Origin of the sequence: Xanthomonas sp. WHRI 7064, from assembly GCF_040202355.2 — a bacterium.
Lineage (GTDB): Bacteria > Pseudomonadota > Gammaproteobacteria > Xanthomonadales > Xanthomonadaceae > Xanthomonas > Xanthomonas arboricola.
Window position 1 is genome coordinate 3,888,671 of sequence record NZ_CP167821.1, and the last position, 26,150, is coordinate 3,914,820.

A 26,150-nucleotide genomic window follows, 5' to 3' on the forward strand; every position below is an offset into this window, starting at 1 on the left:
CAGCACGGCTATCGCAGCGTTGCTTTTACCATTCTCGTCTCCCTATTCCCCATTCCCGTATCAGCCATACACCGGATACTTCTTGCACTGCGCGGTAACCGCGTCGCGGACCTTGGCCAGCACCGCTTCGTCGCTGGGGGCGTCGAGCACGTCGGCGATCCAGTTGGCCAGGTCGATGCTGTCCTGCTCCAGGTAACCACGGGTGGTGATTGCCGGGGTGCCCAGGCGCAGGCCGGAGGTGACGAACGGCGAGCGCGGGTCGTTGGGCACCGAGTTCTTGTTGACGGTGATGTGCGCCTTGCCGAGTGCGGCCTCTGCATCCTTGCCGGAGACGTCGCGGCCGATCATGTCCACCAGCATCAGGTGATTTTCGGTGCCGCCGGACACGATCTTGTAGCCGCGCGCGATCAGCGTGTTGGCCATCGCCTGCGCGTTCTTGACCACCTGCTGCTGGTAGGTCTTGAATTCCGGCTCCAGCGCTTCCTTGAACGCCACCGCCTTGGCCGCGATCACGTGCATCAGCGGGCCGCCCTGGATGCCGGGGAACACGATCGACTGCAGCTTCTTCTGCAGCTCTTCGCTCGCGCCCTTGGCCACGATGATGCCGCCACGCGGGCCGCGCAGGGTCTTGTGCGTGGTCGAAGTGACCACGTGCGCATGCTCCAGCGGGCTCGGATACACACCGGCGGCGACCAGGCCGGCCACATGCGCCATGTCCACGAACAGATACGCATCGACGCTGTCGGCGATGGCGCGGAAACGCGCCCAGTCGATCTTCTGCGAATACGCCGAAAAGCCGGCCACAACCATCTTCGGCTTGTGCTCGGTGGCCAGTCGCTGGACCTCGTCATAGTCAATCAGGCCCTGCTCGTTGACGCCGTACTGCACGGCATTGAACAGCTTGCCGGAGACGTTGACCTTGGCGCCGTGGGTGAGGTGACCGCCATGGGCCAGGCTCATGCCCAGGATGGTGTCGCCGGGCTGCAGCAGCGCCAGATACACCGCCTGATTGGCCTGCGAGCCGCTATGCGGCTGCACGTTCGCATAATCGGCGCCGAACACCTGCTTGATGCGCTCGATCGCCAGCTGCTCGGCAATGTCGACGAACTCGCAACCACCGTAGTAGCGCTTGCCCGGGTAGCCTTCGGCGTACTTGTTGGTCAGCTGGCTGCCCTGGGCCTCCATCACCAGCGGGCTGCAGTAGTTTTCGCTGGCGATCAGCTCGACGTGATCCTCCTGGCGGCCGGCTTCAGCAGCGATGGCCTTGGCCAGTTCGGGGTCGTAGGTTTCCAGTCGGACGTCGCGCGAGAACATGCAGAGCTCCGGGGCAGCTGTTGCCAGTAGGGGCGCAGATTGTAAGCCCCCGCGCGGACAGGTGACCAATTGCGACGCTGGCGCAGGCCAGGCGCGCCATGGCGGGTTCCGCCCCTGAACGACAAAGGCGCACCGGAGTGCGCCTTTGCGGATGCCCTGCCCGCCGGCCCGATCGGGTCGAGCCAATGCCGATGCCTAGTTGTTGAGCACCAGGTCGGCGATCACACCGGTGGCGATGGCCACCAGCAGCAGATTGCCGGTGTTGTCGCGCTGCCACCGGTAGCCATACGGCGGGCGGCGCAGGTTGTAGCGGTCGTAGTCGTTGATCACGTAGACCGGGCCGTGGAAACGCTGGCCGCGGGCCCACGGCGGCGGGCCGGCGCGGTAGTAGCTGGGGCGATCGTAGACATAGACCCGGTTGCGGTCGTAGCGACGGTCTTGATAGCGGGCATCGCGATAGCCCTCGCGGTAGCCGTTGCTGTAGTAACGGCGGTCATCGCGGCGGTCGGCCCGGCGCTCGTCATGCCAGTCGCGGCGGTCGTTGCGCCAATTGCCACGGTAATCGCGGTCGCGGTGATCGTCACGGTCATGGCCACGACGGTCGTGGCCGCGGCCCCAGTCGTCGGCAAACGCTGCCGGGGCCACGGAGCCCAGCGCCAGGATGGAGGAAAGCACAACAGTCACGATGCGTTTGCGGTTCATGGGATTGCTCCTGTCTGCGATGTCGCAATTTCATTAAGACGCTGGCCGCCTTAACGCATTCTTGCTGGAATCGATTACGAAAACGCCCATTCAGGTGGACGGTAGGCTGCCGTTTAGCTGCCGCCGCGCCGCCGCGAGCCAGGCCGCTTGCCCGTATAATCGGCGCAATCCCTTTTCCGCTGCCTCCGGCCCCGGCCGGTGGGCTGCCTGCGTCCACGGAGCACCCATGTCGCAATACATCTACACCATGAACCGCGTCAGCAAGGTGGTCCCGCCCAAGCGGCAGATCATCAAGGACATCTCGCTGAGCTTTTTCCCGGGCGCCAAGATCGGCCTGCTGGGCCTGAACGGCGCCGGCAAGTCCACGGTGCTGAAGATCATGGCCGGCGTGGATACCGATTTCGAGGGCGAAGCCCGTCCGCAGGCCGGCATCAAGGTCGGCTACCTGGCGCAGGAACCACAGCTCAACCCCGAGCACACCGTGCGCGAAGCGGTCGAGGAAGGCGTGGGCGACGTGCTGCAGGCCCAGGCCGCGCTGGATGCGGTGTACCTGGCCTATGCCGAGGAAGGCGCCGATTTTGACGCCCTGGCCAAGGAACAGGAACGCCTGGAAGCGATCCTGGCCGCCGGCGACGCGCACACCCTGGAAAACCAGCTGGACGTGGCCGCCGATGCGCTGCGCCTGCCGCCGTGGGAGGCGGTGGTCGGCAAGCTGTCCGGTGGTGAAAAGCGCCGCGTGGCGTTGTGCCGGCTGCTGCTGCAGAAGCCGGACATGTTGCTGCTCGACGAACCGACCAACCACCTGGACGCCGAATCGGTGGAATGGCTGGAGCAGTTCCTGGCGCGCTACACCGGCACCGTGGTGGCGGTGACGCACGATCGCTACTTCCTCGACAACGCCGCCGAGTGGATCCTGGAACTGGATCGCGGCCGCGGCATTCCGTGGAAGGGCAACTACACCGACTGGCTGACCCAGAAGGACGAGCGCCTCAAGCAGGAAGACAACCAGGAAAAGTCACGCCAGAAGGCGATCCAGAAGGAACTGGAATGGTCGCGCCAGAATGCCAAGGGCGGCCGTACCAAGGGCAAGGCGCGTCTGGCCCGCCTGGAAGAACTGCAGTCGGTGGACTACCAGCGCCGCAACGAGACCAATGAAATCTTCATCCCGCCGGGCGAGCGCCTGGGCAATGCGGTGATGGAATTCAAGAACGTCTCCAAGAAGTTCGGCGACCGTCTGCTGATCGACAACCTGTCGATGATCGTGCCGCCCGGCGCCATCGTCGGCATCATCGGCCCCAACGGTGCCGGTAAGTCGACCCTGTTCAAGATGATCACCGGCGCGGAGAAGCCCGATTCCGGCGAGATCGTGGTCGGCCCGACCGTGCAGCTGTCGTATGTGGACCAGAGCCGCGACAAGCTGGAAGGCAACCACAACGTGTTCCAGGAAATCGCAGGCGGCCTGGACATCCTCAACATCAACGGCGTGGAGATCCAGTCGCGCGCCTACATCGGCCGCTTCAATTTCAAGGGCCAGGACCAGCAGAAGATGGTCGGCTCGCTGTCCGGTGGTGAGCGCGGTCGTCTACACATGGCCAAGACCCTGCTGCAGGGCGGCAACGTGCTGCTGCTCGACGAACCTTCCAACGACCTGGACATCGAGACCCTGCGTGCGCTGGAAGATGCGCTGCTGGAATTCCCGGGCAACACCTTCGTGATCTCGCATGACCGCTGGTTCCTGGACCGCATCGCCACGCATATCCTGGCGTTCGAAGGCGACTCGCACGTGGAGTTCTTCCAGGGCAACTACCGCGAGTACGAAGAAGACAAGCGCCGCCGCATGGGCGATGACGCAGGTCCCAAGCGTTTGCGCTTCAAGGCGCTCAAGTAAGCACGACAAGGGCGCCGCAAGGCGCCCTTGTCACATCCGGGTGCAGCTGCGACCGATGGCCTACAGGTCGTAGGACAGCACGTCTTCGAAGCCGAAGGTGTCGAAGTTCTCGATCCGCGAGGGATACAGGCGGCCGACCAGATGGTCGTACTCGTGCTGCACCACGCGTGCGTGGAAACCTTCGGCCTCGCGCTCGATCGGGCTGCCGTCCGGCGCAAAGCCGCGGTAGCGAATGTGGCGATAGCGCGGGATGACGGCACGCAGGCCGGGAATCGACAGACACCCTTCCCAGCCGTTTTCCATCTCCTCCGACAGCGGTTCGATCTGCGCATTCGCCAACGCGGTGCGCGGCACCGCCGGTGCGTCGGGATAGCGTTCACTGGCTTCGAAGCCGAACACCATCAGCTGCAGGTCCACCGCGATCTGCGGTGCGGCCAGGCCCACGCCGCGCGCATCGTCCATGGTCTCGAACATGTCGGCCACCAGCGCGCGCAGCTCGGCACTGCCCAGGTTGGTCACCGGCGGCGCCACACGCAGCAGGCGCTTGTCGCCCATGCGGATAATCTCGCGAATCATCTAGCTGCTCCCTGGAAACGTTGCGGCGATTTTAAGACCTGTGCGGTAGGTGGGGGTGAGGTTGGGGAATCGGGAATCGGGATTAGGGATTGGTAGCTGGGGCGTCAGTGGCGCTGCTTGGCGTTTCGCATCTTGATCTGAGTTGGCTGCGCTTGATGTGGAGCGACCTCATGTTTCGCGTATCTGTCTATCAGCCCGTTACGCGTTGCCCGGCATCGTCCAGCACGCGTTCGCCATCTTCCTTGACGAAGCCGCTCGTCGCGGGCGGCAGCAGGTCGAGCACGCGTTCGGAGGGGCGGCACAAGCGCGTCCCCAACGCGGTTTGCACGAAGGGGCGGTTGATCAGGATCGGATGCGTGAGCATTGCGCTCAGCAGCGCTGCGTCGTCCAGCATGGAATCGTCGAGTCCCAGTTCCAGATACGGGGTGCCTTTCTGACGCATGGCCTCGCGAACCGGGATGCCGGCGGCGGCGATCAGGGACTGCAGCGTTTCGCGGGTGGGCGGGTGCTGCAGGTAATCGACGATCTGCGGTTCGATGCCGGTATGACGGATCAGGGCGAGCGTATTGCGGGAAGTCCCGCAATTGGGGTTGTGATAGATGACGGCGTGCATGGGGACCTGGTGCGCGGAGTGGTCAAGACTGTAACGCGCTGCGGTCGTATGACACGCGCTGCGTGCGGGACAAGCGCAAGGTACGCGAAGAAAGCGCTGATGCCGATGCCGATGCCGATGCCGGGCATAAGCATCTCCCAGCAGGCCACCAACGCATGGCTTGCGCGCATTGGTACGACCGCACTGCCTGCGTAGGCCGGGCCACTGGCCGGGTCGGAATACAGCCCCTATCCCTCGGGAGAGGGGTTGGGGTGAGGGTACGGGGCGAAGCTCAGGCGTACTCGCACCCTGCTCTCAACCTCCACCTGGCTTCGCACGACCCCTCATCCGCCCTTCGGGGCACCTTCTCCCAAGCGGAGAAGGGAATAAGTCGTCCAGATCTTGGCTGGAGCACCTTCTCCCGCAGGGAGGAAGGGAGGCTTCCGGCCCAGTTGGTTCGCGTCAAAAATCTGGCCGATTTGGGTGCCAGCTGCCGCTGCACCGCCCAGAAATTTCCCCAACGCAAGTGCGGCGATAACCGTTTCAGGCTCTCGCTTCGCATTCAGTGGCCTATATGTCAAAAGATTGACACACATCACGGATTCATGATTCAGTCATGAACAGACTGAAACGGAAGGATTCCCCCGATGCCGGTGTCTGCACGGCGTCCCTTTTCCCTGTTGGACTCAAGGAAACCCCAACGATGATGAGCTTTCGTAAGCCCGGATGGATGCTGTCCGGTGTGTTGTGTGTCGTCTGCCTGCCGGCCTTGGCCGTGGCGCAAGAGGCTGCAACCAGCAGTTCCAAGGTGGGTATCGATCCCGTCACCGGCAAGCTGCGCCCGCTGACCGACGCCGAGAGCGCGGCGCTGGATCAGCAGGCTGCGTCGGCTGCCCGCAGCAGCGCTGCCCGCACTGCGGTTCCGCAGACCGAATCTGCCGCACGCGCGACCGAGCGACGCCTGCCCAACGGCACCGTGGCGCGCAAGTTGCCGGCCACGCAGATGAGCTCGCTGGTGGCGACCCGTCAGGCCGATGGCCGCATCGTCATCGAGCACAGCGAAGACGCCGACACCCAACCCGCCCACGCCGAGCACGGAGCGCTGCCGCATGAATAAGCCCTTGTTGCTGTTGTCCCTGGCGGTGGCTGCGGCCATCGCGCCGCTGCATGCAAGCGCCGCCAACGTCACGCTGATAAATGGCGATGCCGGCACCAGCGTCGGCTTGAACGATCCCACCAGCGCTGCGCCCTTGGGCGGCAACCCGGGGCGCTCGGTCGGCGAGCAGCGTCGCATCGCCTACCAGTACGCGATGGACCTGTGGGGCGCGGTGCTGCAGAGCAATGTCGAGATCAAGGTGTATGCCTCGTTCGCGCGGCTGACCTGTACCGCCACCGGCGGCACACTGGGCCAGGCAGGCCCGAACTGGATCGTCAACGACTTCCCCGGTTCCAAGCCCAATACGCTGTATCCGTCCGCGCTGGGCGATGCGATCGCCGGGCAGGATCTGGTCCCCGATCCCAGCGATCCGGCCGACGTGTTCTCGCAATTCAACGGCGATCTGGGCAAGCCCGACTGCCTGGCCGGCTCGGGCTGGTACCTGGGCCTGGACGGCAAGACGCCCGAAGGCCAGATCAACTTCCTCAACGTGGTGATGCATGAGATCGGCCACGGCCTGGGTGCGGCGGGCTTTCTCAACAAGACCACCGGTGTGCTCGGCTCGGGCAGCGGCCTGACCGACGTCTACACCGCGCAGGCCTTCGACAACGTGCAGAACAAGCGCTTCGACGATCCGGCCATGACCAACGCGCTGCGTGCCGAAGCGATGCGCACGCCGGGGCGTACGGTGTGGGCCGGAACGCGCGTCAACCGCGAGGCGGCGCTGATCCTGGATCCGCGCACCCTGTTGCAGGTGAGCGCACCGGCCAGCGCGGCGGGCAAGTTCGAGGTGGGCTTTGCCAGCTTCGGGCCGCTGGCCACGGCGGCCAATTTCCCGGCGCGCGCAGTGGTGACGGTCAACGACGGAGTGGCCGCGGCATCGGCCAGCGATGGCTGCGAAACGCCGTTCGTCAATGAGGCCGAGGTGGCCGGCAAGGTGGCGCTGATCGACCGTGGCACCTGCGCGTTCGCGATCAAGGTCAAGAACGCACAGCTCAACGGTGCGGTGGGCGTGATCGTGGCCAATAACGCGGCCGGCGTGCAGACGATGGGCAATGCCGCCCCGCCGATCACCGACATCACCATCCCGGCGATCATGGTGTCGCAGGCCGATGGCGCGCGACTGAAGGGCAGCGCCGGAGTGGTCGCGGCGTTGTACGAAGACCCCGAGCTGTTGCAGGGCACCGATACTGCGGGCCGCACGCGGCTGTATTCACCCAGCGTGGTGGCCGGCGGGTCGACGTTCTCGCACTTCGATACCGACCTGCAGCCGAACGCGTTGATGGAACCGTTCGATACGCCGGAAGTGCAGGCGCATCTGAACATCGACCTGACCCCGGCGCTGTTTGCCGATATCGGTTGGACGCTCAATCGCGGGCTGGCCAAGCTGGGCAACTGCAATACGCTGGTGCCGACGCTGGAAACCGGCGGGCTGATTCCCGGCGCGAACATCTCGGCCGAAAACAGCCTGTGCAAGGCGCAGAATGCCGGCAACCGTCTGGGGTACCTGACCTGCATGGACGAGCACGCACGCGAGTTGCAGAACCAGGGTGCGATCAGCCGCATTCAACAGGCAGCGGTGTTTGTCTGTGCCACCAAGGTGCGCCCGTAACAACAAGCGCAGTCTGCGGTAATCGATGCAATGCGAACGGCGCCGGGAGGCGCCGTTCGTTTGTCCGTGCTCACACTGTCCAAGCTGCGCCACACGCGGCGATGTCCACGCCCCACCGAGGGCGCGCGCTCGTCAGCAAGCGTGTACAGCGCGCAGCAGAACGCCGGCCAGAGACACCCATCACAGCGCAGACCAACCGCCACGGCCAGATGGCCGCGCGGTCGGTCTGCCTTGTCCTCAACGATCGGCAGCGTATGGCGAGGTCAGCACCTGTGGCGCGCGACCCAGTGCCGCACCCAGCCGATCCATCACGAACCGCAGATAGAGATTGCTGCTGAACTGGTTGTAGTCGCGCGCATTGTTGAAGGTCATGCGCCCCCCCAGGAACAACTGCGGCGCCACCTGCCATTCGGCCGCACCACTGAGGTTGTAGGACACCCCGGTGCGGCTTTCGCCCGCATACACCGGGTCGGTGTAGCGGTTGACCAGCCCGAGCAAGGCCGCCAGCGAGGCGGCATCGTAGGCGGCCTGCTGCAAAGTCGGATCGGTCGGGAAATACGGCGAGGCGTCGGTGCTGAAGTGCTGCACGCCGATGCTGGCATCGACCTTCCAGTTGACCGTCTGACCGGCGCTGCGGCCGCTCCAGTGCACCGGGAAACCCAGGTCCACATAGTCCTGCGGGCTGAAGTAACCGCCGTGCCCATAGGTGAAGCCGCTGAGGTTCCTGTCGTACTGCATGGCGGTGAGATTGACGCCGGCCGTCAGCGACTGGTGCTGGGTCTCCAGTGCGTGCACGTAAAAGCCAAGATCGACCTGGCGATGGTCGTTGTCGGCGACGTTGTTGCCGAGCAAAAGGTGCGCGGCAAGATTGGCATAACCGCCCAGCAGCCCATTGTCGGCAGTGGCCGACAACGACACGCCATTGCTGGTCACCCCGCCCCATTCGCGGCCGCTGCGTGCGTCCTGCGCGCCGGCAAACGACAGTACGCTGTCGGTCACCGCGCGCCGCGAGGCTTCGGCCGACCAGCTCACCGCATCGCCAAGCTCGCCGCGATAGCCGACGCCGCCGATGACGTTCTGTTCCTGGAAGCCGATCGGGGTGCTGCCGATGTCGGCACTGAACCCGCCATTGCGATAGCGCACACCGACGCCCACCCCGGTGTCGTCCTGGCTGAGCCGGCGCGTGCCATTGCCGGTGGCGGCCATGGTGTTGAGCGTGGCGGCCAGCCCGGTTGGGGTCTGTTGTGCGGCGGCCGTGCTGCCGGCCAGCGCACGCAACGCGGCCGCATCGCCGACAGCCAGCTGTTCGCTGAGCGCGGCGTTGCCGAGGATGTCGCGCGCCAGTTGGGCGATCGGCGTGTTGGAGGCGTTGATGCCGAGCAGGTAGGCCGGCAACGGTTCGTTGGCCAGCGCCGCCACGGCGGCGGCATTGCTGTTGTTGTTCTCGACCAGCAGCTCGTTGAACAGGCCGGTGTTCAAGGCGTAGCGACGCAGACGTTCGCGCGTGGCGGCGGTGTCGCCTTCGGTGGCGAGCAACTGGTACATCGACGAGCTGACCAGCGTATCGATCGGGCCGCGATCGGCCGCCAGCGCATCGTTGAGGGCGGTCTGCGGGCCGCTGCCGAAGCGGCTGGCGGTGACGTAATCGGTAGTCAGCGTGCCGGCATCGACGATGGTCGGGGTCAGGGTGACACCGAGCTTGCCGTCGCCGACCGCGAATTCGGCCTGGACCGGCATTTCGATATCGTCCAGGCGCCCCAGACCGTCTTCGCCATCGCGCGAGCGGTACAACGCGCCGCCGGCGAGGTTGTCGCTGTTTTCCGACTGCACCGCACGCAGTTCGTCGAGCACGCCGTTGCCGCTGCCGAGCGGCGGCAACGCCTGTGCGGCGGGCTTGGTCAGACGTGGACCAGCGTCTGCGGCGATCGGCGCAACCGCGCGCGCGGCAAGCAGCCCGTCGCCGCGCGACGACCCGCGCATGCGGCCGCTGGAGACCGGCAGCATAGCGGGCGCAGCGCCGGAGCTGACCGGCGGCGGCAACGTATCGCCGCCGTTGTCGGCAGACCCACCGACCGGCGCGGCAGTGGCGAACCGTGCAGAGCCCGGCGACGCCGCCACCGGTGCAACCGCCACGTCGCCATAGGCGCTACCGGCATCCATGCGCTCGGACAACACCGCCGGCGAGCGTGGCATGCCGCCGGTCATGCCGGAGAACGGATTGAGCGGGCGGCTGGAGGACGCGACCGCGGACGGACCGCGCGCGGACGGCAGGCCATTGTCCAGTTGCCCGGCCTGGCGCTGCTGCGCGGCCAGCGAGGCACGGAAATACTGCTCGGCCTTGCGGTTCTTGCCGGCGCTGCGATACACGCGGCCGGCCGCGGCCAGCACCTCCGGCGACTCCGGTGCCTGCGCCAGCGCGCGTTGCAGGTAATGCTCGGCATTGCGCAGGTCCGACTGCGCGGCCGCGCTGTTGGCGGCGGCAGTGAGCGTGTCCAGGTCGTCGGGATGACGCTGCAGGATCTGCTGGTAGATCGCCAGCGCCTGACGCTGGTCGCCGGAGGCGGCATACAGCCGTGCGAGCGCGGCCTGCGCATCGCGGCTGTCCGGCTGCTGGGCCAGGATCGGCGACAGCGCGTCGTAGGCGCCTTCCAGGTTGCCGAGTTCGCGCAGCGCATCCACCTGGCGCAGCGTGTAGGCGCTGCGCAGGCGTTGATAACGACGCAGCTGTTCCGGGGTCAGGGTGGTGGCCTGCAACTGGCGCAGCACCGCCGACAGTTCGGCGTCCTGGTGCGCGCGCAGCAGCACGCCGGCATATTGCAGGCGATCTTCGCTGCGCACCGTGGCGCCGGTGACCAGGCGCTGGGCCAGGGTCAGCGCGCGCGGGGCGTTGCCGGCATCGGCATGCGCGCCGGCCAGTGCGGCCAGCAACTGCGGGTCGTCGAGCTGATTGCCCAGCGCGGTTTCGGTGCGCGCCAGCAACTGCTGCGCGTCGCCCGGCCGGCCCTGCTCCACCAGCAACCGTGCCTGACGCGCCTGCAGTTCGATCCAGGCGGTGGTGCGCAGCTGGGTCATTTCCGGCGTGCGCGATGCGACCGGAATGCGCTCCAGGCTGTCGTAGGCGCCCTGCCAGTCGCCGCTTTCCTGCGCCAGCAAAGCGTTGGCATGCAGCGCTTCGGGTTGGTCGCCATGCACGGCGAGCAGGCCATCCATCACGCTGCGGGCCTGATCGGGGCGGCCGGTCTGTTGGTACAGGCGGGCCAGATCCAGACGGATCCAGGCATCGCCCGGGCGCTCGACCATCGCCGCTTCCAGCTCAGTCTGCGCGCTGACCGCATCGCCGGCTTCCAGCGCCTGGCGGGCGCGCGCGCGCTGCACGTTGGAACGCAGCAAGGCTTGCCCGCCGGCTTTGGCACGTTCTGCGGCAGGCAGGCGATTGAACAAGTCGCTGGCTTCCTGCATGCGGCCCTGGCGGCTGTACAAACCGACCAGGCCCTGCAGCGCGCCGGCATTGTCGGCGTCGTGCGACAGCGCCTTGCGGTAGCTGGCCTCGGCGGCGGCCGGGTCGCTGGCGGCCTGCAGGCCGCCCAGCGCCACCTGCGCGGCCGGTTCGTTGGGCAGCAGCTGCACCGCCTGCTCCACCAGCTGGCGCGCCTGGGCCAGATCGCCACGTGTGCGTGCGGCCTCGGCCTGCTGCAGCTGCAGCCAGTAGCGCGCGCTATCCAGCGCACCTTTCCATTTGCCGTTATTCGCCGCCGCCGGGCGCAGCAGTTCCTGCGCTTCGGCAAAGCGTTGCTGACGCAGGCGCACCGAGCCCAGGCCGCCGAGCGCTTCCGGATCCCGTGCACGTGCGCGCAACACCTGCGTGAAGCGTTGTTCGGCAGCTCCCAGATTGTTGGCGGCCAGCGCACGGAAGCCTTCGCCCAGCAGCACGCCATTGGGGTCGGCCGGCGCGGCGGCGGCCGCGCTGCGTTGTTCGCGCAGCTGGCCGAGTTTGGCGGTGACTTCCGCATCGGCCGGGGTGCCGGCCAGGAATGCCTGGTACAGCGGCGCATCGGCCATGCCGGCGTTGAGCCACAGCAGCGCCTGGCGCCAGCTGGTACGCGCCGGCCCGCCGACATCGGCGCGTTGCGCCAGCGTGCGCAGCTGCGCGATGCCGTCGCGGCGGGTGGGTTCTCGGTAACTCAGCACCTGCGCCAGCGCCAGCTGCACGGACGGGTTGCCCGGTTCGCTGGATTGCAGGCGTTGCAGGCCGTCGCGCGCACGCTCCCAGCCGGTGGGAGTACCGGCCAGCGACTGGTAGTACTCCAGCGCCAACGCCGGCGGCGGCGGCTTGCCGGCGAACAGCGCTTCGTAATTGCGCGCGGCTTCCACATAGCGCCCGGCTGCGGCGGCGCGGCGTGCGTTGCGCAGGTTCGGATCTTCGCCGGCAGCGCTGCTGCCACGGGCGCCGATCGCCACGCGCAGGCGCTGTGCCTGCGGCGATTGCGGGTGCGCGGCGTCGAGTTGCTGCAGGCGCTTGCGTGCTTCGGATTGACGGCCCTGCGCCAGATCGATCTGCGCCAGGCCGAGCAAGGCGTCGGGCTGATCCGGATCGACGCCGAGCAGCTTGCGCCAGGTGTCGGCGGCCAGATCGTCGCGGCCCTGGTCGTGCCAGTAATTGCCCTGCCCGACCAGTTGCTGGGTGGCGCTGGTCTGCGCCTGCACCGGCGAGGCGAGCAGGCACAGGTCGATCATGCCGACGAGGTACAGCGGGGTCAGTTTTTTGCGGAGCATGCAGGCGTTCTCCAGGCGGGCAGCAGGCGCCCGTCTGCGGCAAAGCGGTAACGGTTCTCAAGCCAGCCCTGTCCGAACAGGGCCAGCGTGCGTTCGAAGTACGGCAGCGCAGCGGCTGCGGCTTGCGCGGCGGCGGGAATGCGCTGCGCCTGCGCCTTGAGCAGCGCGGGCTGGCCCATCGCACTCAGGTACGGCAACAGCGCGGCAGAAAACCCGACCGGCAATGCACCGCTGCCCACGCCGCGCGCGGTGTCGATCTTTTCCGCAAACGGGGTCTGTGCAGCGAGCAGGTCGGCCGGGCCGGACAGGTCGCGCAGCAAGCCGCTGCGCAGCGGCTCGCCGGCATCGAGCATGCCAGCCCACAGATACACGCGGATCGCGTCGTAGCTGCCGACGTTGCCGCGCTTCGGATCGGGGCCAAGGCGCTCGCCATCCCACACCGTCCAGTCCGGCGCAAAGCCCACCGGCGCGCTCTCGCGCAACACGCGTGCAGCGTTGCTGGCGATCGCCGCCCACGGCCCCTTGGGGTCGGCGTTGGCGCAGCGCCGCAGCACCTGGATCGGCAGGTAGCTGGGATTGAGCGTCCAGCGCTGCTTCTCGGCAAAGCCGGTGCGGCCGGGCAGCAACATCGCGCCCAGGCCCGGCAGCGTGGCCACTTCCTGCTGGCGCATCAGTTGCAGGATCTGTTGGCCGGCCTTGAGGTAACCGGGCCGGCTCCACAGCCGGCCGGCTTCCAGCAGCGCGTAGGCAATCCACAGCTCGCCATCGCTGGCGGTATTGGCATCGAGCACGCGCCAGCTGCCGCTGCCATCGCGCCCCCACAACCATGCCGGCAGATTCAGGTCCGGACGGCCGCCACACAGATTGTGGCGGGTCCAGCCCAGCACCTTCTCGAACAGCACCTGGTCGTTGTTGACCAGGGCGAAGAACAGCGCATACGACTGACTTTCGGAGGTCGAGCGCTGGTCCGGATTGAGGAAATCCACCACCCGCCCGTCGGGCTGGATGTGCTTGTCGACGAAGGCATTCCACAGCGGCCACGGCCCGCATTGGCTGGCCGCCGCCGCTGCGCGCGTGGGCAGCAGCGCGGCCAGGCCGGCCAGCGCACCGGCGCGCAGCAGGCTGCGGCGCGTCATCGTCGCGGCGCTGTCGTGCGCGATCATGCGCTGCCGCCTTCGTTGAGCCGCTCGGCGGCATGCCGGCGCAGCAGCACGCGCGCGGCCAGCGCCAGCAACAGCGCCAGCAGCACTACGGTCAACGCCAGCCACACCGGGTGGTGCGAGAAGTACCAGCGCAACCAGGTCGGGAGCGGCAGATGGCCCACGTAATAGGTCTGGTTGCCGACCAGGCTGATGACCTTTTTCTGCTGCAGCAACACCACGCTGCCCTGGAAGTCCTTGAGCAGGGTCGGGTCGAACCAGGCGTCGAACAGCCGGCTCATGTTGGCCGGGTCTTCGCTCTGGAACGCGACCACGCTGCGGCCGGACTTCAACGGCGATTCGAAGCCCATCAACAGCACATCGTCAGGCTGCGGTTGCAGCGCGATTTCGGTGGTGGTCGGCAAGTCGGTGCGTTGCGCATCGAAGGACAGAAAGCGCGGCAGTTTTTCGAACACCCAATCGGTCAGTACAAAGCGGGTCGCCTGCCCGTCCTGGCCCACCGGCAGCTGTGCGCGCCATTGCTTGAACAGCGGCTGCGACTGCGCACTGCCGAGCAGCAACAGATCGCGGTCGGCGTGTTGCTGCACGGCGCCGGCACCGATGATCTGCGCATGCAGCGCCGGATACCCGGTGGAGGCGCCGAAGCGTCCGAGCAGGGTCAGCACATTGCCCAGGTCCTGGTCGCCCGGATTGTCCGGTAGCACGATGGTGGATTCGGACAGATCGGCCAGGCGCGTGAACGGGTAGCCGGCATTGGCGAACGCGGCCAGGTTCGGCATCGCCATGTAGTGGTGGAAGCCGCTCAGGTCGATGCTGGAATCGGCATCGATGGCGCCGGACACGTCCGGAAAGGTGTTCTTGCACTCCTCGCCCTGCGGGCGATCGAAGAAGAAGTGAAAGCGCAACTGGCTGTTGGCCGAGAACGCACCCACCGGCAATGTCAGATCCTGATGCACCGGCATGCTGCCGCGTGCGCCCAGGCTGTTCCACCAGCGCCTCGGGGTGGACTCGGCGAACGGGCGGCCGGTCAGCGGCAGCGTGGTCACGAACGACTCGTTGATGCTGACGTTGAGCGCGGACTTGTTATCCACGTCCGGCACCGTGTAGCGGTATTTCAGCGCAACCGGAATGCCGTCGCGCTCCCACACGAACAGGTCCGGCGGCAGCTGCAGGCCGACCCGGATCAGGTCCGGGTGATAGCCGCTGACATTGAGCTGGCCGGGCTGGGTCACCAGATCGCCGAAGCGCACCGGATGCTGGCTGGACACCCACTTGGGCGCGTCGTACGGCTGACGCGGCGCCGGCGCGCTGACCTCGCCGATGCGGGCGACCGCCCCGGTCAACGGCGCGCGCAAGGCCAGCGCGGTGGCGGCGCGTTGCAGGTCTTCGCTGTTGCGGCCGAGCACCAGCAGCAGCTTGCCATTGGGATCGGTCGGGTTGACCACCACTGCCACGGTCGGGCCACGGATATCGGCCACGCCACTGTCGGCGGTGGCGAACTGCTCCGGCAGCGTGCTGGGCGTGGCGAACACCACTGCGTTGCCGGTGGCCGGCAGCGCTTCGGTCGAGGCCGGGAACACCGCGCCGCGGTAACCGGCCAGGGTGCCGAACCACGAGGCCACCACGCCAGCCGCCTGCAGCGTGGCGTTGTCCGGGCGCTGCGGAAAGTAGAACGGCAATTCCAGCCGGCGCGTGTCGCGCACATCGAAGAACGGCACCGGCAACAACGCCAGGTTATTGGCCAGCGCCAGCGGCGTGGTGGTCAGCGACAGGCTGGTAGCCGCGTCCACATTCGCCCACAGGCTGCTGTGGTCCGGGTCTTCGCACTCGCGCGTGTAATGGCCGATCAACTGCAGGTTGAGCTGGTTGTAATCGGTGACCAGGCGCGGGTCGATCGGCAGATCGGCCGAGAGCAGCTTGCCGGCATTGGCCTTGTCGGCCGGCAAGGTGCCCACGGTGACGCCATTGATGGTGACCTTCAGATGCGACAGGTCCGGTAACAGCGCGGGCGAATAGCTGTATTTGAGGTTGAGCGTGGCGGCGGTGACGATCTCGTCGCTGCGCACGCTGAAGGGCACGCCGGCACTGCCCTGCACGCCGCGCAGGGTGATTTCGTAGTCGATGCCGAGCTCGCGCAGGCTGGAGCTGCGGGTGCTGCCAGCCGGCATCGGTGCCGGTGCGGGCGGCGCGCTCGCGGCGGTACCGGCCGGCCCGGTCGGCCTGGTCGTCGCCGTTGCCGGCACGGCCTGCTGCGCCTGCGCCAGGCCGGTCAGCAGGGTGAGCACACAGGTCAACACGGCCGGGGACATTCGCATCGGTTGCTTCTTGGCAGGGAAAAGGGAAACGGCAGGCATCACGCTCACGACTCCAGATCCAGCGCGCGCGCCGGGCGGAAGCCCTGACGCGCACTGAGCGCGATATGCCCGCCCAGGCGTCCGAAACCGCGCGCGCTGGCAGCCAGCACCTGGCCCATCGAACGCCAGAACGAATCGCGGTCGTGCTGGCCCCATTGCGATAGCCAGATGTCGGCGCGCGCAAAGGTCGAGGCCACCAGCCAGCGCTCCTGTTCCATCGACATCGCGGTGAACTGCACGCTGACCTGGCCATCGCGGTCCTGGCGTACCACCGCCGGCAAGGTCTGCTCCACGCCGCGATGACTCAGGCCGATCCGCACCGGCAAACCCGGCTCGATCGGCTGCGGCTGGGCGAGCCTGATCGCCATGCCGCCGGTGGAAAAATTCAATGAGCGGCTGGGCAGCACGCTGCCATCGGGCAGATACAGATTGACCGGGACATCCAGCGGCACGCGATGGGCGCTGCGCACCTGGCGGGTTTCGCTGGCGGTGGCGATGGTGGCGCCCAGCAGCACCATGTTGTAGAGCGTCCAGGCCAGGTTGAACCAGATCGTCTGCTGCTCGCCGCTGCCGCCGACATAGATCAGGCGCAGCACGCCGGCAGCCACACCGGCCAGGTTGAGCAACAGCAGGAACAGGTACGGCTTGGCGATCTGCGCGTCGAAATAACTGCGCGCCACCAGCCCGCCCTTGGGCGTGACATTGAACTTGCCCAGCTTGGGGTTGAGCAGCGCGACCAGGGTGGGACGGAAGATGTACCAGGCCAGCGTGGTCTCGTAGACCTCGTTCCACAGCAGATGGCGGAAGCGGCTCTGCACCCGCAGGTTGGTCAGATTGGCCTGCAGGAGGTGCGGCAACGCATAGGCCAGGATCATCAACGCCGAAGCCTGGATCACGTGCGCGCCGAAGAACAGATAGGCCAGCGGCGCAGTGAGATAGATGATGCGCGGCAAGCCGTAGAAGAAGTGCAGCATCGCGTTGAGGTAGCACAGCCGCTGCGAGAGCCTGAGCCCGCGCCCCAGCAGCGGATTGTCGATACGCGCGATCTGCGCCATGCCGCGCGCCCAGCGGATGCGTTGCGCCACATGCCCGGACAGGCTCTCGGTGGCCAGGCCTGCAGCCTGCGGCACCGCCAGATAGGCGGTGCGATAACCGCGGCGCTGCAATTTGAGCGCGGTGTGCGCATCTTCGGTCACGGTTTCCACCGCCACCCCGCCGACTTCTTCCAGCGCGCTGCGCTTGATCACCGCGCAGGAGCCGCAGAAGAACGTGGCGTTCCACTGGTCATTGCCATCCTGCAGCAGGCCGTAAAACAGCTCGCCTTCGTTGGGCACCTTGCCATGCGTGCCCAGGTTGCGTTCGAACGGGTCGGGCGAGAAGAAATAGTGCGGCATCTGCACCAGGGCCAGCCTGGTGTCGCGCAGGAACCAGCCCATCGCCACCTGCAGGAAACTGCGGGTGGGAATGTGGTCGCAATCGAAGATCGCCACGTACTCGCCGCTGCATTTCTTCAGCGCGGCATTGATGTTGCCGGCCTTGGCGTGCGCGTTGTTGGTGCGGGTGACGTAGTTGATGCCGACCTCGGCACAGAAGTCGCGGAACGCGTCGCGGCGGCCGTCATCAAGCAGATGGATGGTGATCTTGCCGGCCGGCCAATCGATCACGCTGGCCGCCAGCACGGTGGTGCGCACCACCGACAACGGCTCGTTGTAGGTGGGAATGAACACGTCCACGCTCGGCCACAGCGACTGGTCGGCCGGCAACGGCACCGGCTTGCGATCGAGCGGCCACAGCACCTGGAAATAGCCCAGCACCAGGATCACGAACGCATACAGCTCCGCGCCCAGCAGGCCCAGACCCAGGATGAAATCCACCGCGCTGCCCACGCCCATGGTCTGGGTCGTGCGCCACCAGATGTAGCGGCACGACACCGCCAGCGACATGCCCATCATTGTCAGGATCACCACCCGCCCGCCGCGCTTGCGCACCGCCAGCGCGACGGCGAACAGCACCCCTGAGAACACCAGTTGCTGGGTGACACCCATCGGCACGGCGACCACGAACACCAGCAGCAAGCCGCCCAGCAACCATAGCGCCCAGGTCGCCAGCGTGGGCAGCGGTGATCCGGAACGGAGGCTGGTAGCAGTCATCAGATAATCCTTCAAGCGTGGCGGCGTGCGGCAAAGCAAGGCGAAACAGGCGAGCGCAGTGGCGCTTGCCGGAAGTCACACGGTGGTGCTGATCAACGCGAGCGCAGTCGCTGCAGCGGGCTTTGCGTCGCGCTGGGCGCATCGGCCTGCAGCAGGCGCTGGAACAAGCGCTCCAACGGCGTCTGCGCCTGGCGCTCGCCCGGCTGCGCTGCAGGCGCTGCGGGCTCATCGAGCTGGCGCAATTTGCGCAGCGGCGCGAGCGCATCGAGCGGCGTGCCTGCCGTCTCTTCGACAGGCACTGACCGATGCGCCGCCGGCACTGATTGCACGGAAGGCACTGATGCCGCGGGCGCCGGCAGCGTCGCTGGCGTCTGCGCGGTATCCGTCGCAGCGGGGGTCTGTTCGACCGCTGCCGGGACCGGGGTTTGCGTCACTCCCGGCCTGCGCGGCGGCAGCTGGGTGTGGGCGAAATCCTGATAACCCTCGCTCGCCGGCGTCCCCAACCGCGCGAACAGGCCGGACACATCGTCATGCCCGGATGCTGCCTTGTTGTTCTTCGGTGCCATCACACTCCCCTTGCCCGACTTCAGCCCTTCATGCCGTCCGCATCAACACGAAGTTGCGCAGATCGACGCTGTCGCCTGGCGCGGTCTGCACCGCCAGGCCTGCCAGCATCCCCAGTTGCTGGAACCATCCTTCGTACACGCCCTGCAGGAACCCATCGCTCCACGCCGCGCCATCCAGTGCCACGCTCAACGGCGCGCTGGCGTGCTGGATCCGCACGTGGTCGGCGTGTTCGTGCATCGTGCACCGGCCCCAATCGCAGCGCTCCCACACTGCGTTGGCGGCCTGCTGCATCTCGTCCAGGGTCGTGCAGTGCGCCAGCCGGTGCTCGCGCGCGAAGCGCCGGCCGATGCGCGCCATCAACGGCGCCAGATCATCCTCGGGCAACTCGGCGCCGAACTCGGCGGCCATCGCACGCACAAAGCCCAGCCACTGCCGGGAGCAGCTGCGCGCGCGGTACAGCGACAATGGGTCGGGTGCAGTCATTGAGACGTCGCGCGGGAAGGAGGCCGTACATCAACATCGCGTGCATCAGAAGTGAAGCAAGCGTGATGCCAATGTTAACGAACCCATGCGGCCAATTGAGCGCTGCATCGCATTTTTTTCGGCCATTCCCTGACAGCTCTGTCAGGCCTCGGCACAAGCTGCCGCTACACGTCAGTTACTGCCGCGGGTGGTCACCCGCTTCCGGCATCGGCGGCAGGCCGAACACATCGCGCAGATAGCGCAGGTAACCGGCGTCTTCGCACATGCTCTTGCCCGGCGAGTCGCTGAGCTTTGCCACCGGCTGGCCATTGCAGCGGACCATCTTGATCACGATCTGCAGCGGTGTCGGCCCCAGGTCGTTGGTGAGGCTGGTACCGACCCCGAACGCCAGCCGACAGCGCGTGTGGAAGTGCGCGTACAGCCGCATCACCTTGTCGATGTTGAGGCCATCGCTGAACACCAGCACCTTCGTCGCGGGGTCGATGCGGTGTGCCTGCAGGTGGGCGATGACGCGCTCGCCCCATTCGAACGGGTCGCCCGAATCATGCCGCATGCCGTCGAACAACTTGCAGAAATACAGATCGAAGTCGCGCAGGAACGCGTCCAGCCCAACCACATCGGACAGGGCGATGCCCAGATCGCCGCGGTACTCGCGCGCCCACGATTCCAGCGCGGCCACCTGCGAGTCGCGCAACCGCGGCCCCAGTGCCTGGAACGCCTGCAGGTACTCGTGCGCCATCGTGCCCAGCGGGGTCAGGCCGTAATGCTTGGCGAAATACACATTGCTGGTGCCGACGAACTGCTCGCCCAGGCCATCGCGCAGCAACGGCAGCAGCTCACCGTGCCAGTGCCGCGAATAGCGCCGCCGGGTGCCGTAGTCGGCGATCTTGCAGCCGGCCGGCATGCTGCGCAGGCTGCTCACTTTCTCGCGCAGGCGGCTACGGCCTTCTTCGTAATCCGGCTCGGAGGTGTTGCGGAACCACACCTCGTTGATGATCGCCAGCAACGGCACTTCGAACAGGATGGTATGCAGCCACGGGCCGCGGATGGTCAGTTCGATCTCGCCCGGGTGGGTGGTCGATGCCGACAGCTGCAGGTATTTGCGGTCCAGATGGAACAGCGCCAGGAAGTCGGCAAAGTCCGGCTTGATGAAGCGCAGGCCGCGCAGATAAGCCACTTCGTCCTCGCGCAGCCGCAGCCGGCACAGCGCATCGATCTCGCGCGAAATTTCGTCGATGAACTGGGCCAGATCCACGCCGGGCGTGCGGCACTTGAAGCGGTAGTCGACCTGTGCGGCCGGATGCTGATGCAGCACCGCCTGCATCATGGTGAATTTATACAGGTCGGTGTCGAGCAGCGAATGGATGATCATGCTGCCGGATTATGCCCGCAGCGGCGATCGCACTGCGTGCAAATCCGCTGATGCCTCGGGAAGCGCTGCGCTGCGCAGCGGCGGTGCGCCTGTCGATTTGCCAGGCAAGTCACCTCGGCAATTGCGCCTGGCACTTCCCTGGAGAGTGCCAGGCGCCATCGCTCAGCGCGCCAGCACCTGCTGCGCTGGTTTGCCCTGCACGGTGAAGTCGCTGTCGCCCGGGCCACCGGCCTTGGGGTCGGTGTACCAGCACCACAGCGCGATGCCTTCCACGCCATGCGCCTGCAGCACCTTGCGCCACTGCTGCAACACCTGCAGTTGCAGGCGGGTGTCCACTGCAGCGGCGCGTTGCTCCGGGCTCTCCCAGGGCGCGGCCAGGCTGCCGCGTGCAGAACGCAGGCCCAGCTCTGCCACCCACACCGGCTTGCCGACGCGCTGGCCCAGTTGCTGCAGGCGCTGCGCGGCGGCGTTCATCTCGGCCGTGCGCGTGCCGGCCGCTTCGGACAGACGCGGATACAGGCTGGTGCCCACCGCATCGAACAAGGACCAGTAGCGGAAGCTTTCGGCGTGCTCCATGCCGTCGGCCACATACAGCAGCTTGCCGTGGTAGACCTTGCGCACTTCCGCCACCAGACCGGGCCACTGCGGCGCGTCTTGCAGCTTGCGCAGTTCGGTGCCGATCACCAGCGCTTCGGCGTGCTCGTCTTCGGCCAGTCTGGCCAACGGCAACAACGCGTTCTGATACGCTGCAAACCAGGCTGCCTGGTCGGTGGGCGCGGTGTCGCCGGCCCAATGCCCGGGGATCCACACATGCACCTTGAGCGTGGCCTGCAGGCCGGCCTGGTGGCTCTGCCGCAACGCCGCGCGCATGGCCTCCAAGCTGCTGTCGCTACCCAGCACCGGGTCGTTCGACTGCGGGTTGGCCTGCCACACAAACGCGACCAGCAACGCCTTGCTGGCGCCGGTCTTGGCCAGCGCGTCCAGCGACTGCCCCGCCGCCTCGCTTTCCCACGGCGCATTGGCCGAGACCTTGACGTTGGCGCCCATCCACGTCGATGCATCGGCGTTGCAGCCATTGACCAGCATGCACGCCCCGACCAGAAACGCGGCGCTCAGAACGCGTTTGAACATGTGGCAGATGCCTCGGTGGTGGACGCGGTCGTGGTAGGCGCACAGTCCATTGCACCGATGACCGCAGTGTTCTTGTCCGGCTGCACCATTGCAGCGGTGTCAGCAGGCGTGGTGGCACCGGCAGCGAGCTGCGTGGGTGCGGCCACATTCGCGGCAGTCGCAGCTGTGGGCTGCGCCTGCACGGCGTCCGCTGCCGGCGTCGCCGCGCCGGTCGGCAACGATACCGGCGCGCGCATGACCACCGGCTCGCCCTGCAGCAAGGATTGCGCATCGGCAGGCGCCGCACGCATCCAGCTACCCCACCCCTGCGGCTGTACCCAGGCCGCACCGATCAGGCCCAGCAACAGCAGGCCAGCGGCCTGACTACGCTGATCGGCATGCAGTGCGCGCAGCAGCAACGCTGCCGGCACCCACAGCAGCAGCAAGGCGTCGAACCCGGCCCAGCCGAAGGCGAACGACAACGCCGCCGCACAGATCACGGTGCCGGCACTGGCCAGCACGCCGCGCGTGAGCGCACTGCTGCGGCTGCGGGCCAGCAACGCCAGCACCGGGAAGCAGACCACCGCCGCCACGCCCCAGCGCACGGCCGGCAACCAGCCTTGCGCATGCTCGGCCAGCGGCAACGGCAGCGGATGCGCACCCTGCCCGATGCTGGACAGCGTCGGCCACGGTGCGTTGAACACGGTCAGATTGACGTAGGCCCACATACCGACCAGAAACGCGAACGGCAGGTAGCACACCAGGTAGAACGAACCCGGCGCCTTGCGCAGCATCTGCGGCGGCATCACCAGCAGCAACCACGGTGCCACCATCGTCGACAGCGCCAGTGTCTGCAGATCCAGGCACAGCAGGATGCACAACCAACCGGCGATGCGCAGATAGGTGAAGGCCTCTACCGGCGTCTGCAGGCGGCGCAGGGTGCGGCACAAGCCGTAGAACGCCAGCAGACCCACCGCCTGGCTTCCGCCTGCGGCGATCGGCAGCAGGAACAGTGGATTGCAGCCCACCAGCAGGGTCAAACCACTGGCCCAACCGCGCCCGAACACACCGGCCAGATCGCGCCACAGCAGCGACAGGAACAGCGCGTTGGCGGCGACCGCCAGGAATGGCCAGACCTGGAACGGCAGGTTCCAGCTGTCCAGCCCCAGATTGATCGCCCACGACAACAAGCCGGTTGCCGGCAAGCCGGCTGCTGGTGCGATTGCCGGTGCGGCGGAGCCGACCGACTGCAGCAGCAACGGCTGGCTCAGCAGCGACAGGGCCACCACGGCAACCAGAAACGCCGGCAGCCCGCTGTGACGACGCGAAACTGCCGACTCACTCTTCGAGTGCGGCGCGGCGCTCGTTTTCCGAATGCTTGCTGATGCCATGAGTGGTCTTCTCCCAGTAGAACGGATTGTGGATCAGCTGCCAGAGACCCTTGTAAGCGGCGATCGACTGCAGCGCCCAATAGAACGGCACGGTCAGCGCGTAGGGCGCCAGCTTGAAGTAGTCGCGTTTGAACGCAGCCACCAGCGTGATGTAGATGAAGAACGCATTGGCCAACAACAGATTGACCAACGACACGGTCGCCAGCCACGGCGGGAAAAAGCGCTCGAACGCGGTTGTCCCGGTGACTGCCCAGACCACATACAGCGCCCACAGCACCGGCACGCCCAACGCGGTGAAGAAACCGCCGCCAATAAAGAACTGAAAGCCCCAAAAGCCCTTGAACCCGGTGCTGCGATACAGATGCACCGGGTCGCGCATGTGCACCAGCCAGGTCTGCATATAGCCCTTGAGCCAGCGCGAACGCTGCCGGATCCAGTTGGGAATGCTGACGTTGGCTTCTTCGAACGTGGTGGAATTGACCACGTTGACGCGGTAGCCGTTCTGGATCAGCCGCACGCCCAGGTCGGCGTCTTCGGTGACGTTGTACGGGTCCCACGCGCGCACTTGGCGCAACACATCCAGACGGAAGTGGTTGGAGGTGCCGCCCAACGGAATCGGAATGCGCAGGTATTCCAGCGCCGGCAGGTAGAAATCGAACCAGAGCGTGTACTCCAGCGTGAACATCCGCGTCAGCCAGTTCTCGTCGGCGTTGTAGTAGTTCAACCGCGCCTGGATGCACACCACATCCTTTTCGGCCTTGCGGAACGCGGCCACCACGCGCTTGAGCTGATCCGGCTCGGGCTTGTCTTCGGCGTCGTAGATGGTGAGCAGTTCGCCGCGGGCAAAATGCAGCGCGTAGTTGCAGGCCTTGGGCTTGGTCTTGGGCTGCGACGGCGGCACCCGGATGATTTCGAAGAACGCCTCCAGGCCGAGTTTCTTGGCGGCCTCGATGGTGTCAAAATCGTCCGCCTCCAGCACCAGCTTCACGTCGAGCTTGCTGATCGGGTAATCCAGCTTGCGCAACGCATTGGCCAGGATCGGCAGGACTTCCGGCTCCTTGTACATCGGCACCAACACGGTATAGACCGGCAGGTCGTCATCGCGCAGCGCGGCCACTTCATCTTCGGTGACCTTGATGTCGATGCGGTGGCGCGAGCCGAACCACACCAGCAACAGCTTCAGCCCGAAGGTCGCCAGAAAGCCCAGCGCCACCAGCACGTTGACGGTGATCAGGGCCGGCACCGGAAACAGCACCATGGCGATCACCAGCACCGCGGCGATCGCCCACAGCGTGAACTTCTGTCCGCGCGTGACTACCTGGCGCGCCGAATAGGTCGGCGCATGCGCGGCGAGCAGGTTCAGTGCGTTGTCGGTGAGCTGCTCGTCGGCGTAACGCTGCAGGCTCCAGATGATGTCGAACTTGGCGGTGCCGACAAAACGCACGTCCTCGCCATAGTGCGCACGCGCCCAGGCAAACACCGCCGGGTCGGGATCGGCCACGGCCAGCACCAGCACGCCGTCTTCGCGACGCCACGGCAGCAGCAAGCGCTGCGCGTAACTTTCCAGATCGCCGGGAGTGAGCAGTTCCGGATCCGGCGGCTGCTGTACCAGATCGATGAACTCAAGGCCGAAGTGCGCGGCAACGATGGCGTAGAACCGCTGCGCCGGCACGCCGCGCTGGGCCAGGATCACATCGCCCAGGCGCGAGTTCCAGCGTTGCTGCAACGCCAGCGCCGAGCGCAGCTGTTCGTCGGTGATGACGCCTGCCGTGACCAGCGCGCGACCCAACAGACCGCGTTCGCGGCCGATGTCCGGTGCTCGTCCCAGCGCGTCCATTTCGCAGGTGACCGTCATTGTCGTGGCGTCCTTAGAACCGCCACCAGGCGGCCACAAATGGCCCACCTGCGGCAGCGGTGTTGCGGCCCATCACTGGTTGCTGATATCCCACCTGCCACTGACTGCCGCCCGGCGCGGTGTACAGCGTGGACAGCTGCAGCTTGGTGAGGTCGTAGTTGGTGCCGGTAGCGACGAAGCCGACGCCGCCAGCAGAGCCGGGCACGTCAAAGTTGTTGCGTCCGTTGCCCAGACCCTGGATCACGTTGACTTCGCCGAGCAGCAACCAGCTCGGGGTCAGGCTCAGGCCGGTAGACGCGTCCACCCGCACTTCGTCGGAAGCGGCACTGCCGCGCAGGCGCACCGCGCCACCTAGATCGACGTAGCCGTTGCGCCCGCCCAGCGTGTAACCACGGCCGCGGCTGTACCGCAGCTCCAGGCCATAGTCGCCAAGGCCAAGCGCAGGATCGGAATTCGCTTCGGGATTATTCGGATGGTAGGTCTTGCTGCGGCCGTAGGCCGGGATGCTGACCAATGCCTGCACCGAGCTGCGCCAGACGTCCTCTTGCGCGCTCGGCAGCGCATAGCGCAGGCCAACTTCCTGGTCCGCGAGACCAGTGGTGCTGGTGCGGGTCCGGCCATCGCCGCCGTAATTGCTGAAACCGACTTCGGTGAAATAGAAATTGCCGATGAAGCTCAGCTTGTCGGTCAAGCCATGCTCGACGTAGACATTCAGCTGGTCCTGGCGGCTACGCCCGTTTCCGTCGAATTGTTGGCCGTCACCAAACGTGGTGCGGTGATGGCTGTCGTCGAACCAACCGCGGCCATCGCTATGCAGCGCCTTGACGATCACCAGGGTGTCGCCCTGCGGCTGGGTCCAGGCGCCTGCCACGGCCGTGTCCGGCAAGGCCGCCATCAGGCAGCTCAGCGCGAGCGCCGACAGCGCAGCCACCGGCACGCGGCGAGCGGTTGAATCTAGAGAAGAGGGCGAGACAACCGGACTGGACTGCAGCGCGGCGGCGCACGGCTGACGTACCCGCAATTGTGGGTCGTTCTGTAAGGACATTTGCACGATTCCTGATGGGGGACCCGGAAGGGACAGGAAGCTAGTGATTG

Annotated in this window: 18 protein-coding genes; 3 read left to right on the forward strand and 15 right to left on the reverse strand. The window is 66.5% G+C overall.

Going from position 1 to position 26,150, the window contains the following annotated elements; translation table 11 throughout:
* Positions 1–60: 60 nt before the first annotated feature.
* Complete coding sequence (gene glyA, locus ABQY74_RS16535) at positions 61–1,314, reverse strand: serine hydroxymethyltransferase (protein ID WP_047127243.1); 1,254 nt, start codon at positions 1,312–1,314, stop codon at positions 61–63.
* A 195-nt stretch (positions 1,315–1,509) separates the two neighbouring features.
* The gene (locus ABQY74_RS16540; protein ID WP_039518985.1) at positions 1,510–2,016 is read right to left on the reverse strand and encodes an RcnB family protein; all 507 of its coding nucleotides are present in this window, start codon (positions 2,014–2,016) and stop codon (positions 1,510–1,512) included.
* Between the two features lie 226 nt (positions 2,017–2,242).
* On the opposite strand from ABQY74_RS16540, the gene ettA reads away from it, so the two are divergent.
* Positions 2,243–3,904, forward strand: coding sequence for an energy-dependent translational throttle protein EttA (gene ettA / locus ABQY74_RS16545; protein ID WP_039512462.1), 1,662 nt, complete (start codon positions 2,243–2,245; stop codon positions 3,902–3,904).
* 60 nt (positions 3,905–3,964) lie between these two features.
* Here ettA and def read toward each other — a convergent pair whose 3' ends face one another.
* Positions 3,965–4,480, reverse strand: a complete 516-nt coding sequence (gene def, locus ABQY74_RS16550) for a peptide deformylase (protein WP_024940593.1) — start codon at positions 4,478–4,480, stop codon at positions 3,965–3,967.
* Between the two features lie 190 nt (positions 4,481–4,670).
* Positions 4,671–5,093 carry an arsenate reductase (glutaredoxin) gene (gene arsC / locus ABQY74_RS16555; protein WP_104600010.1) on the reverse strand — a complete coding sequence of 141 codons (423 nt, stop codon included), beginning with the start codon at positions 5,091–5,093 and terminating at the stop codon, positions 4,671–4,673.
* A gap of 682 nt (positions 5,094–5,775) precedes the next feature.
* Between arsC and ABQY74_RS16560 the strand changes: the two genes are divergently transcribed.
* Together ABQY74_RS16560 and ABQY74_RS16565 are read left to right on the forward strand one after the other, a co-directional pair.
* On the forward strand, positions 5,776–6,189 hold the full coding sequence (locus ABQY74_RS16560; RefSeq protein ID WP_039525487.1) for a post-PEP-CTERM-1 domain-containing protein: 414 nt from the start codon (positions 5,776–5,778) through the stop codon (positions 6,187–6,189).
* Entirely contained in the window at positions 6,182–7,840 is a 1,659-nt protein-coding gene (locus ABQY74_RS16565) for a PA domain-containing protein (protein ID WP_349792362.1), read from the forward strand. The genes ABQY74_RS16560 and ABQY74_RS16565 overlap by 8 nt, the downstream gene beginning before the upstream one ends.
* A gap of 237 nt (positions 7,841–8,077) precedes the next feature.
* Here ABQY74_RS16565 and ABQY74_RS16570 read toward each other — a convergent pair whose 3' ends face one another.
* The 11 genes from ABQY74_RS16570 to ABQY74_RS16620 all read right to left on the reverse strand — a co-directional run bounded on the left by ABQY74_RS16570 (position 8,078) and on the right by ABQY74_RS16620 (position 26,100).
* Positions 8,078–12,613 carry a cellulose biosynthesis protein BcsC gene (locus tag ABQY74_RS16570; protein WP_126968303.1) on the reverse strand — a complete coding sequence of 1,512 codons (4,536 nt, stop codon included), beginning with the start codon at positions 12,611–12,613 and terminating at the stop codon, positions 8,078–8,080.
* Positions 12,595–13,776, reverse strand: a complete 1,182-nt coding sequence (gene bcsZ / locus ABQY74_RS16575; protein ID WP_039525480.1) for a cellulose synthase complex periplasmic endoglucanase BcsZ — start codon at positions 13,774–13,776, stop codon at positions 12,595–12,597. Before bcsZ ends, ABQY74_RS16570 begins: the two co-directional genes overlap by 19 nt.
* Positions 13,773–16,088 carry a cellulose biosynthesis cyclic di-GMP-binding regulatory protein BcsB gene (gene bcsB, locus ABQY74_RS16580; protein ID WP_102253429.1) on the reverse strand — a complete coding sequence of 772 codons (2,316 nt, stop codon included), beginning with the start codon at positions 16,086–16,088 and terminating at the stop codon, positions 13,773–13,775. Before bcsB ends, bcsZ begins: the two co-directional genes overlap by 4 nt.
* Positions 16,089–16,132: 44 nt before the next feature.
* Positions 16,133–18,277 carry a UDP-forming cellulose synthase catalytic subunit gene (bcsA, locus tag ABQY74_RS16585; RefSeq protein WP_349792365.1) on the reverse strand — a complete coding sequence of 715 codons (2,145 nt, stop codon included), beginning with the start codon at positions 18,275–18,277 and terminating at the stop codon, positions 16,133–16,135.
* A 92-nt stretch (positions 18,278–18,369) separates the two neighbouring features.
* Positions 18,370–18,843, reverse strand: coding sequence for a hypothetical protein (locus ABQY74_RS16590; RefSeq protein ID WP_349792366.1), 474 nt, complete (start codon positions 18,841–18,843; stop codon positions 18,370–18,372).
* A 28-nt stretch (positions 18,844–18,871) separates the two neighbouring features.
* The gene (gene bcsD, locus ABQY74_RS16595; RefSeq protein ID WP_349792368.1) at positions 18,872–19,327 is read right to left on the reverse strand and encodes a cellulose biosynthesis protein BcsD; all 456 of its coding nucleotides are present in this window, start codon (positions 19,325–19,327) and stop codon (positions 18,872–18,874) included.
* Positions 19,328–19,502: 175 nt separating this feature from the next.
* Positions 19,503–20,699, reverse strand: coding sequence for a nicotinate phosphoribosyltransferase (pncB, locus tag ABQY74_RS16600; protein ID WP_102596697.1), 1,197 nt, complete (start codon positions 20,697–20,699; stop codon positions 19,503–19,505).
* 162 nt (positions 20,700–20,861) lie between these two features.
* Positions 20,862–21,830, reverse strand: a complete 969-nt coding sequence (locus ABQY74_RS16605) for a glycosidase-like protein (protein ID WP_349792370.1) — start codon at positions 21,828–21,830, stop codon at positions 20,862–20,864.
* The gene (locus ABQY74_RS16610) at positions 21,812–23,098 is read right to left on the reverse strand and encodes a hypothetical protein (protein WP_181098391.1); all 1,287 of its coding nucleotides are present in this window, start codon (positions 23,096–23,098) and stop codon (positions 21,812–21,814) included. The genes ABQY74_RS16605 and ABQY74_RS16610 overlap by 19 nt, the downstream gene beginning before the upstream one ends.
* Positions 23,099–23,147: 49 nt before the next feature.
* On the reverse strand, positions 23,148–25,055 hold the full coding sequence (locus tag ABQY74_RS16615; RefSeq protein WP_039518961.1) for a glycosyltransferase family 2 protein: 1,908 nt from the start codon (positions 25,053–25,055) through the stop codon (positions 23,148–23,150).
* A gap of 13 nt (positions 25,056–25,068) precedes the next feature.
* Positions 25,069–26,100 carry a hypothetical protein gene (locus ABQY74_RS16620; RefSeq protein ID WP_181109748.1) on the reverse strand — a complete coding sequence of 344 codons (1,032 nt, stop codon included), beginning with the start codon at positions 26,098–26,100 and terminating at the stop codon, positions 25,069–25,071.
* Positions 26,101–26,150: the final 50 nt, after the last annotated feature.

Excerpts from the sequence above, each read along its gene's own strand:
- glyA (WP_047127243.1), bottom strand. The coding sequence starts at position 1,314 with ATGTTCTCGCGCGACGTCCGACTGGAAACCTACGACCCCGAACTGGCC.
- ABQY74_RS16540 (WP_039518985.1), bottom strand. The coding sequence starts at position 2,016 with ATGAACCGCAAACGCATCGTGACTGTTGTGCTTTCCTCCATCCTGGCG.
- ettA (WP_039512462.1), top strand. The coding sequence starts at position 2,243 with ATGTCGCAATACATCTACACCATGAACCGCGTCAGCAAGGTGGTCCCG.
- def (WP_024940593.1), bottom strand. The coding sequence starts at position 4,480 with ATGATTCGCGAGATTATCCGCATGGGCGACAAGCGCCTGCTGCGTGTG.
- arsC (WP_104600010.1), bottom strand. The coding sequence starts at position 5,093 with ATGCACGCCGTCATCTATCACAACCCCAATTGCGGGACTTCCCGCAAT.
- ABQY74_RS16560 (WP_039525487.1), top strand. The coding sequence starts at position 5,776 with ATGATGAGCTTTCGTAAGCCCGGATGGATGCTGTCCGGTGTGTTGTGT.
- ABQY74_RS16565 (WP_349792362.1), top strand. The coding sequence starts at position 6,182 with ATGAATAAGCCCTTGTTGCTGTTGTCCCTGGCGGTGGCTGCGGCCATC.
- ABQY74_RS16570 (WP_126968303.1), bottom strand. The coding sequence starts at position 12,613 with ATGCTCCGCAAAAAACTGACCCCGCTGTACCTCGTCGGCATGATCGAC.
- bcsZ (WP_039525480.1), bottom strand. The coding sequence starts at position 13,776 with ATGATCGCGCACGACAGCGCCGCGACGATGACGCGCCGCAGCCTGCTG.
- bcsB (WP_102253429.1), bottom strand. The coding sequence starts at position 16,088 with ATGCGAATGTCCCCGGCCGTGTTGACCTGTGTGCTCACCCTGCTGACC.
- bcsA (WP_349792365.1), bottom strand. The coding sequence starts at position 18,277 with ATGACTGCTACCAGCCTCCGTTCCGGATCACCGCTGCCCACGCTGGCG.
- ABQY74_RS16590 (WP_349792366.1), bottom strand. The coding sequence starts at position 18,843 with ATGGCACCGAAGAACAACAAGGCAGCATCCGGGCATGACGATGTGTCC.
- bcsD (WP_349792368.1), bottom strand. The coding sequence starts at position 19,327 with ATGACTGCACCCGACCCATTGTCGCTGTACCGCGCGCGCAGCTGCTCC.
- pncB (WP_102596697.1), bottom strand. The coding sequence starts at position 20,699 with ATGATCATCCATTCGCTGCTCGACACCGACCTGTATAAATTCACCATG.
- ABQY74_RS16605 (WP_349792370.1), bottom strand. The coding sequence starts at position 21,830 with ATGTTCAAACGCGTTCTGAGCGCCGCGTTTCTGGTCGGGGCGTGCATG.
- ABQY74_RS16615 (WP_039518961.1), bottom strand. The coding sequence starts at position 25,055 with ATGACGGTCACCTGCGAAATGGACGCGCTGGGACGAGCACCGGACATC.
- ABQY74_RS16620 (WP_181109748.1), bottom strand. The coding sequence starts at position 26,100 with ATGTCCTTACAGAACGACCCACAATTGCGGGTACGTCAGCCGTGCGCC.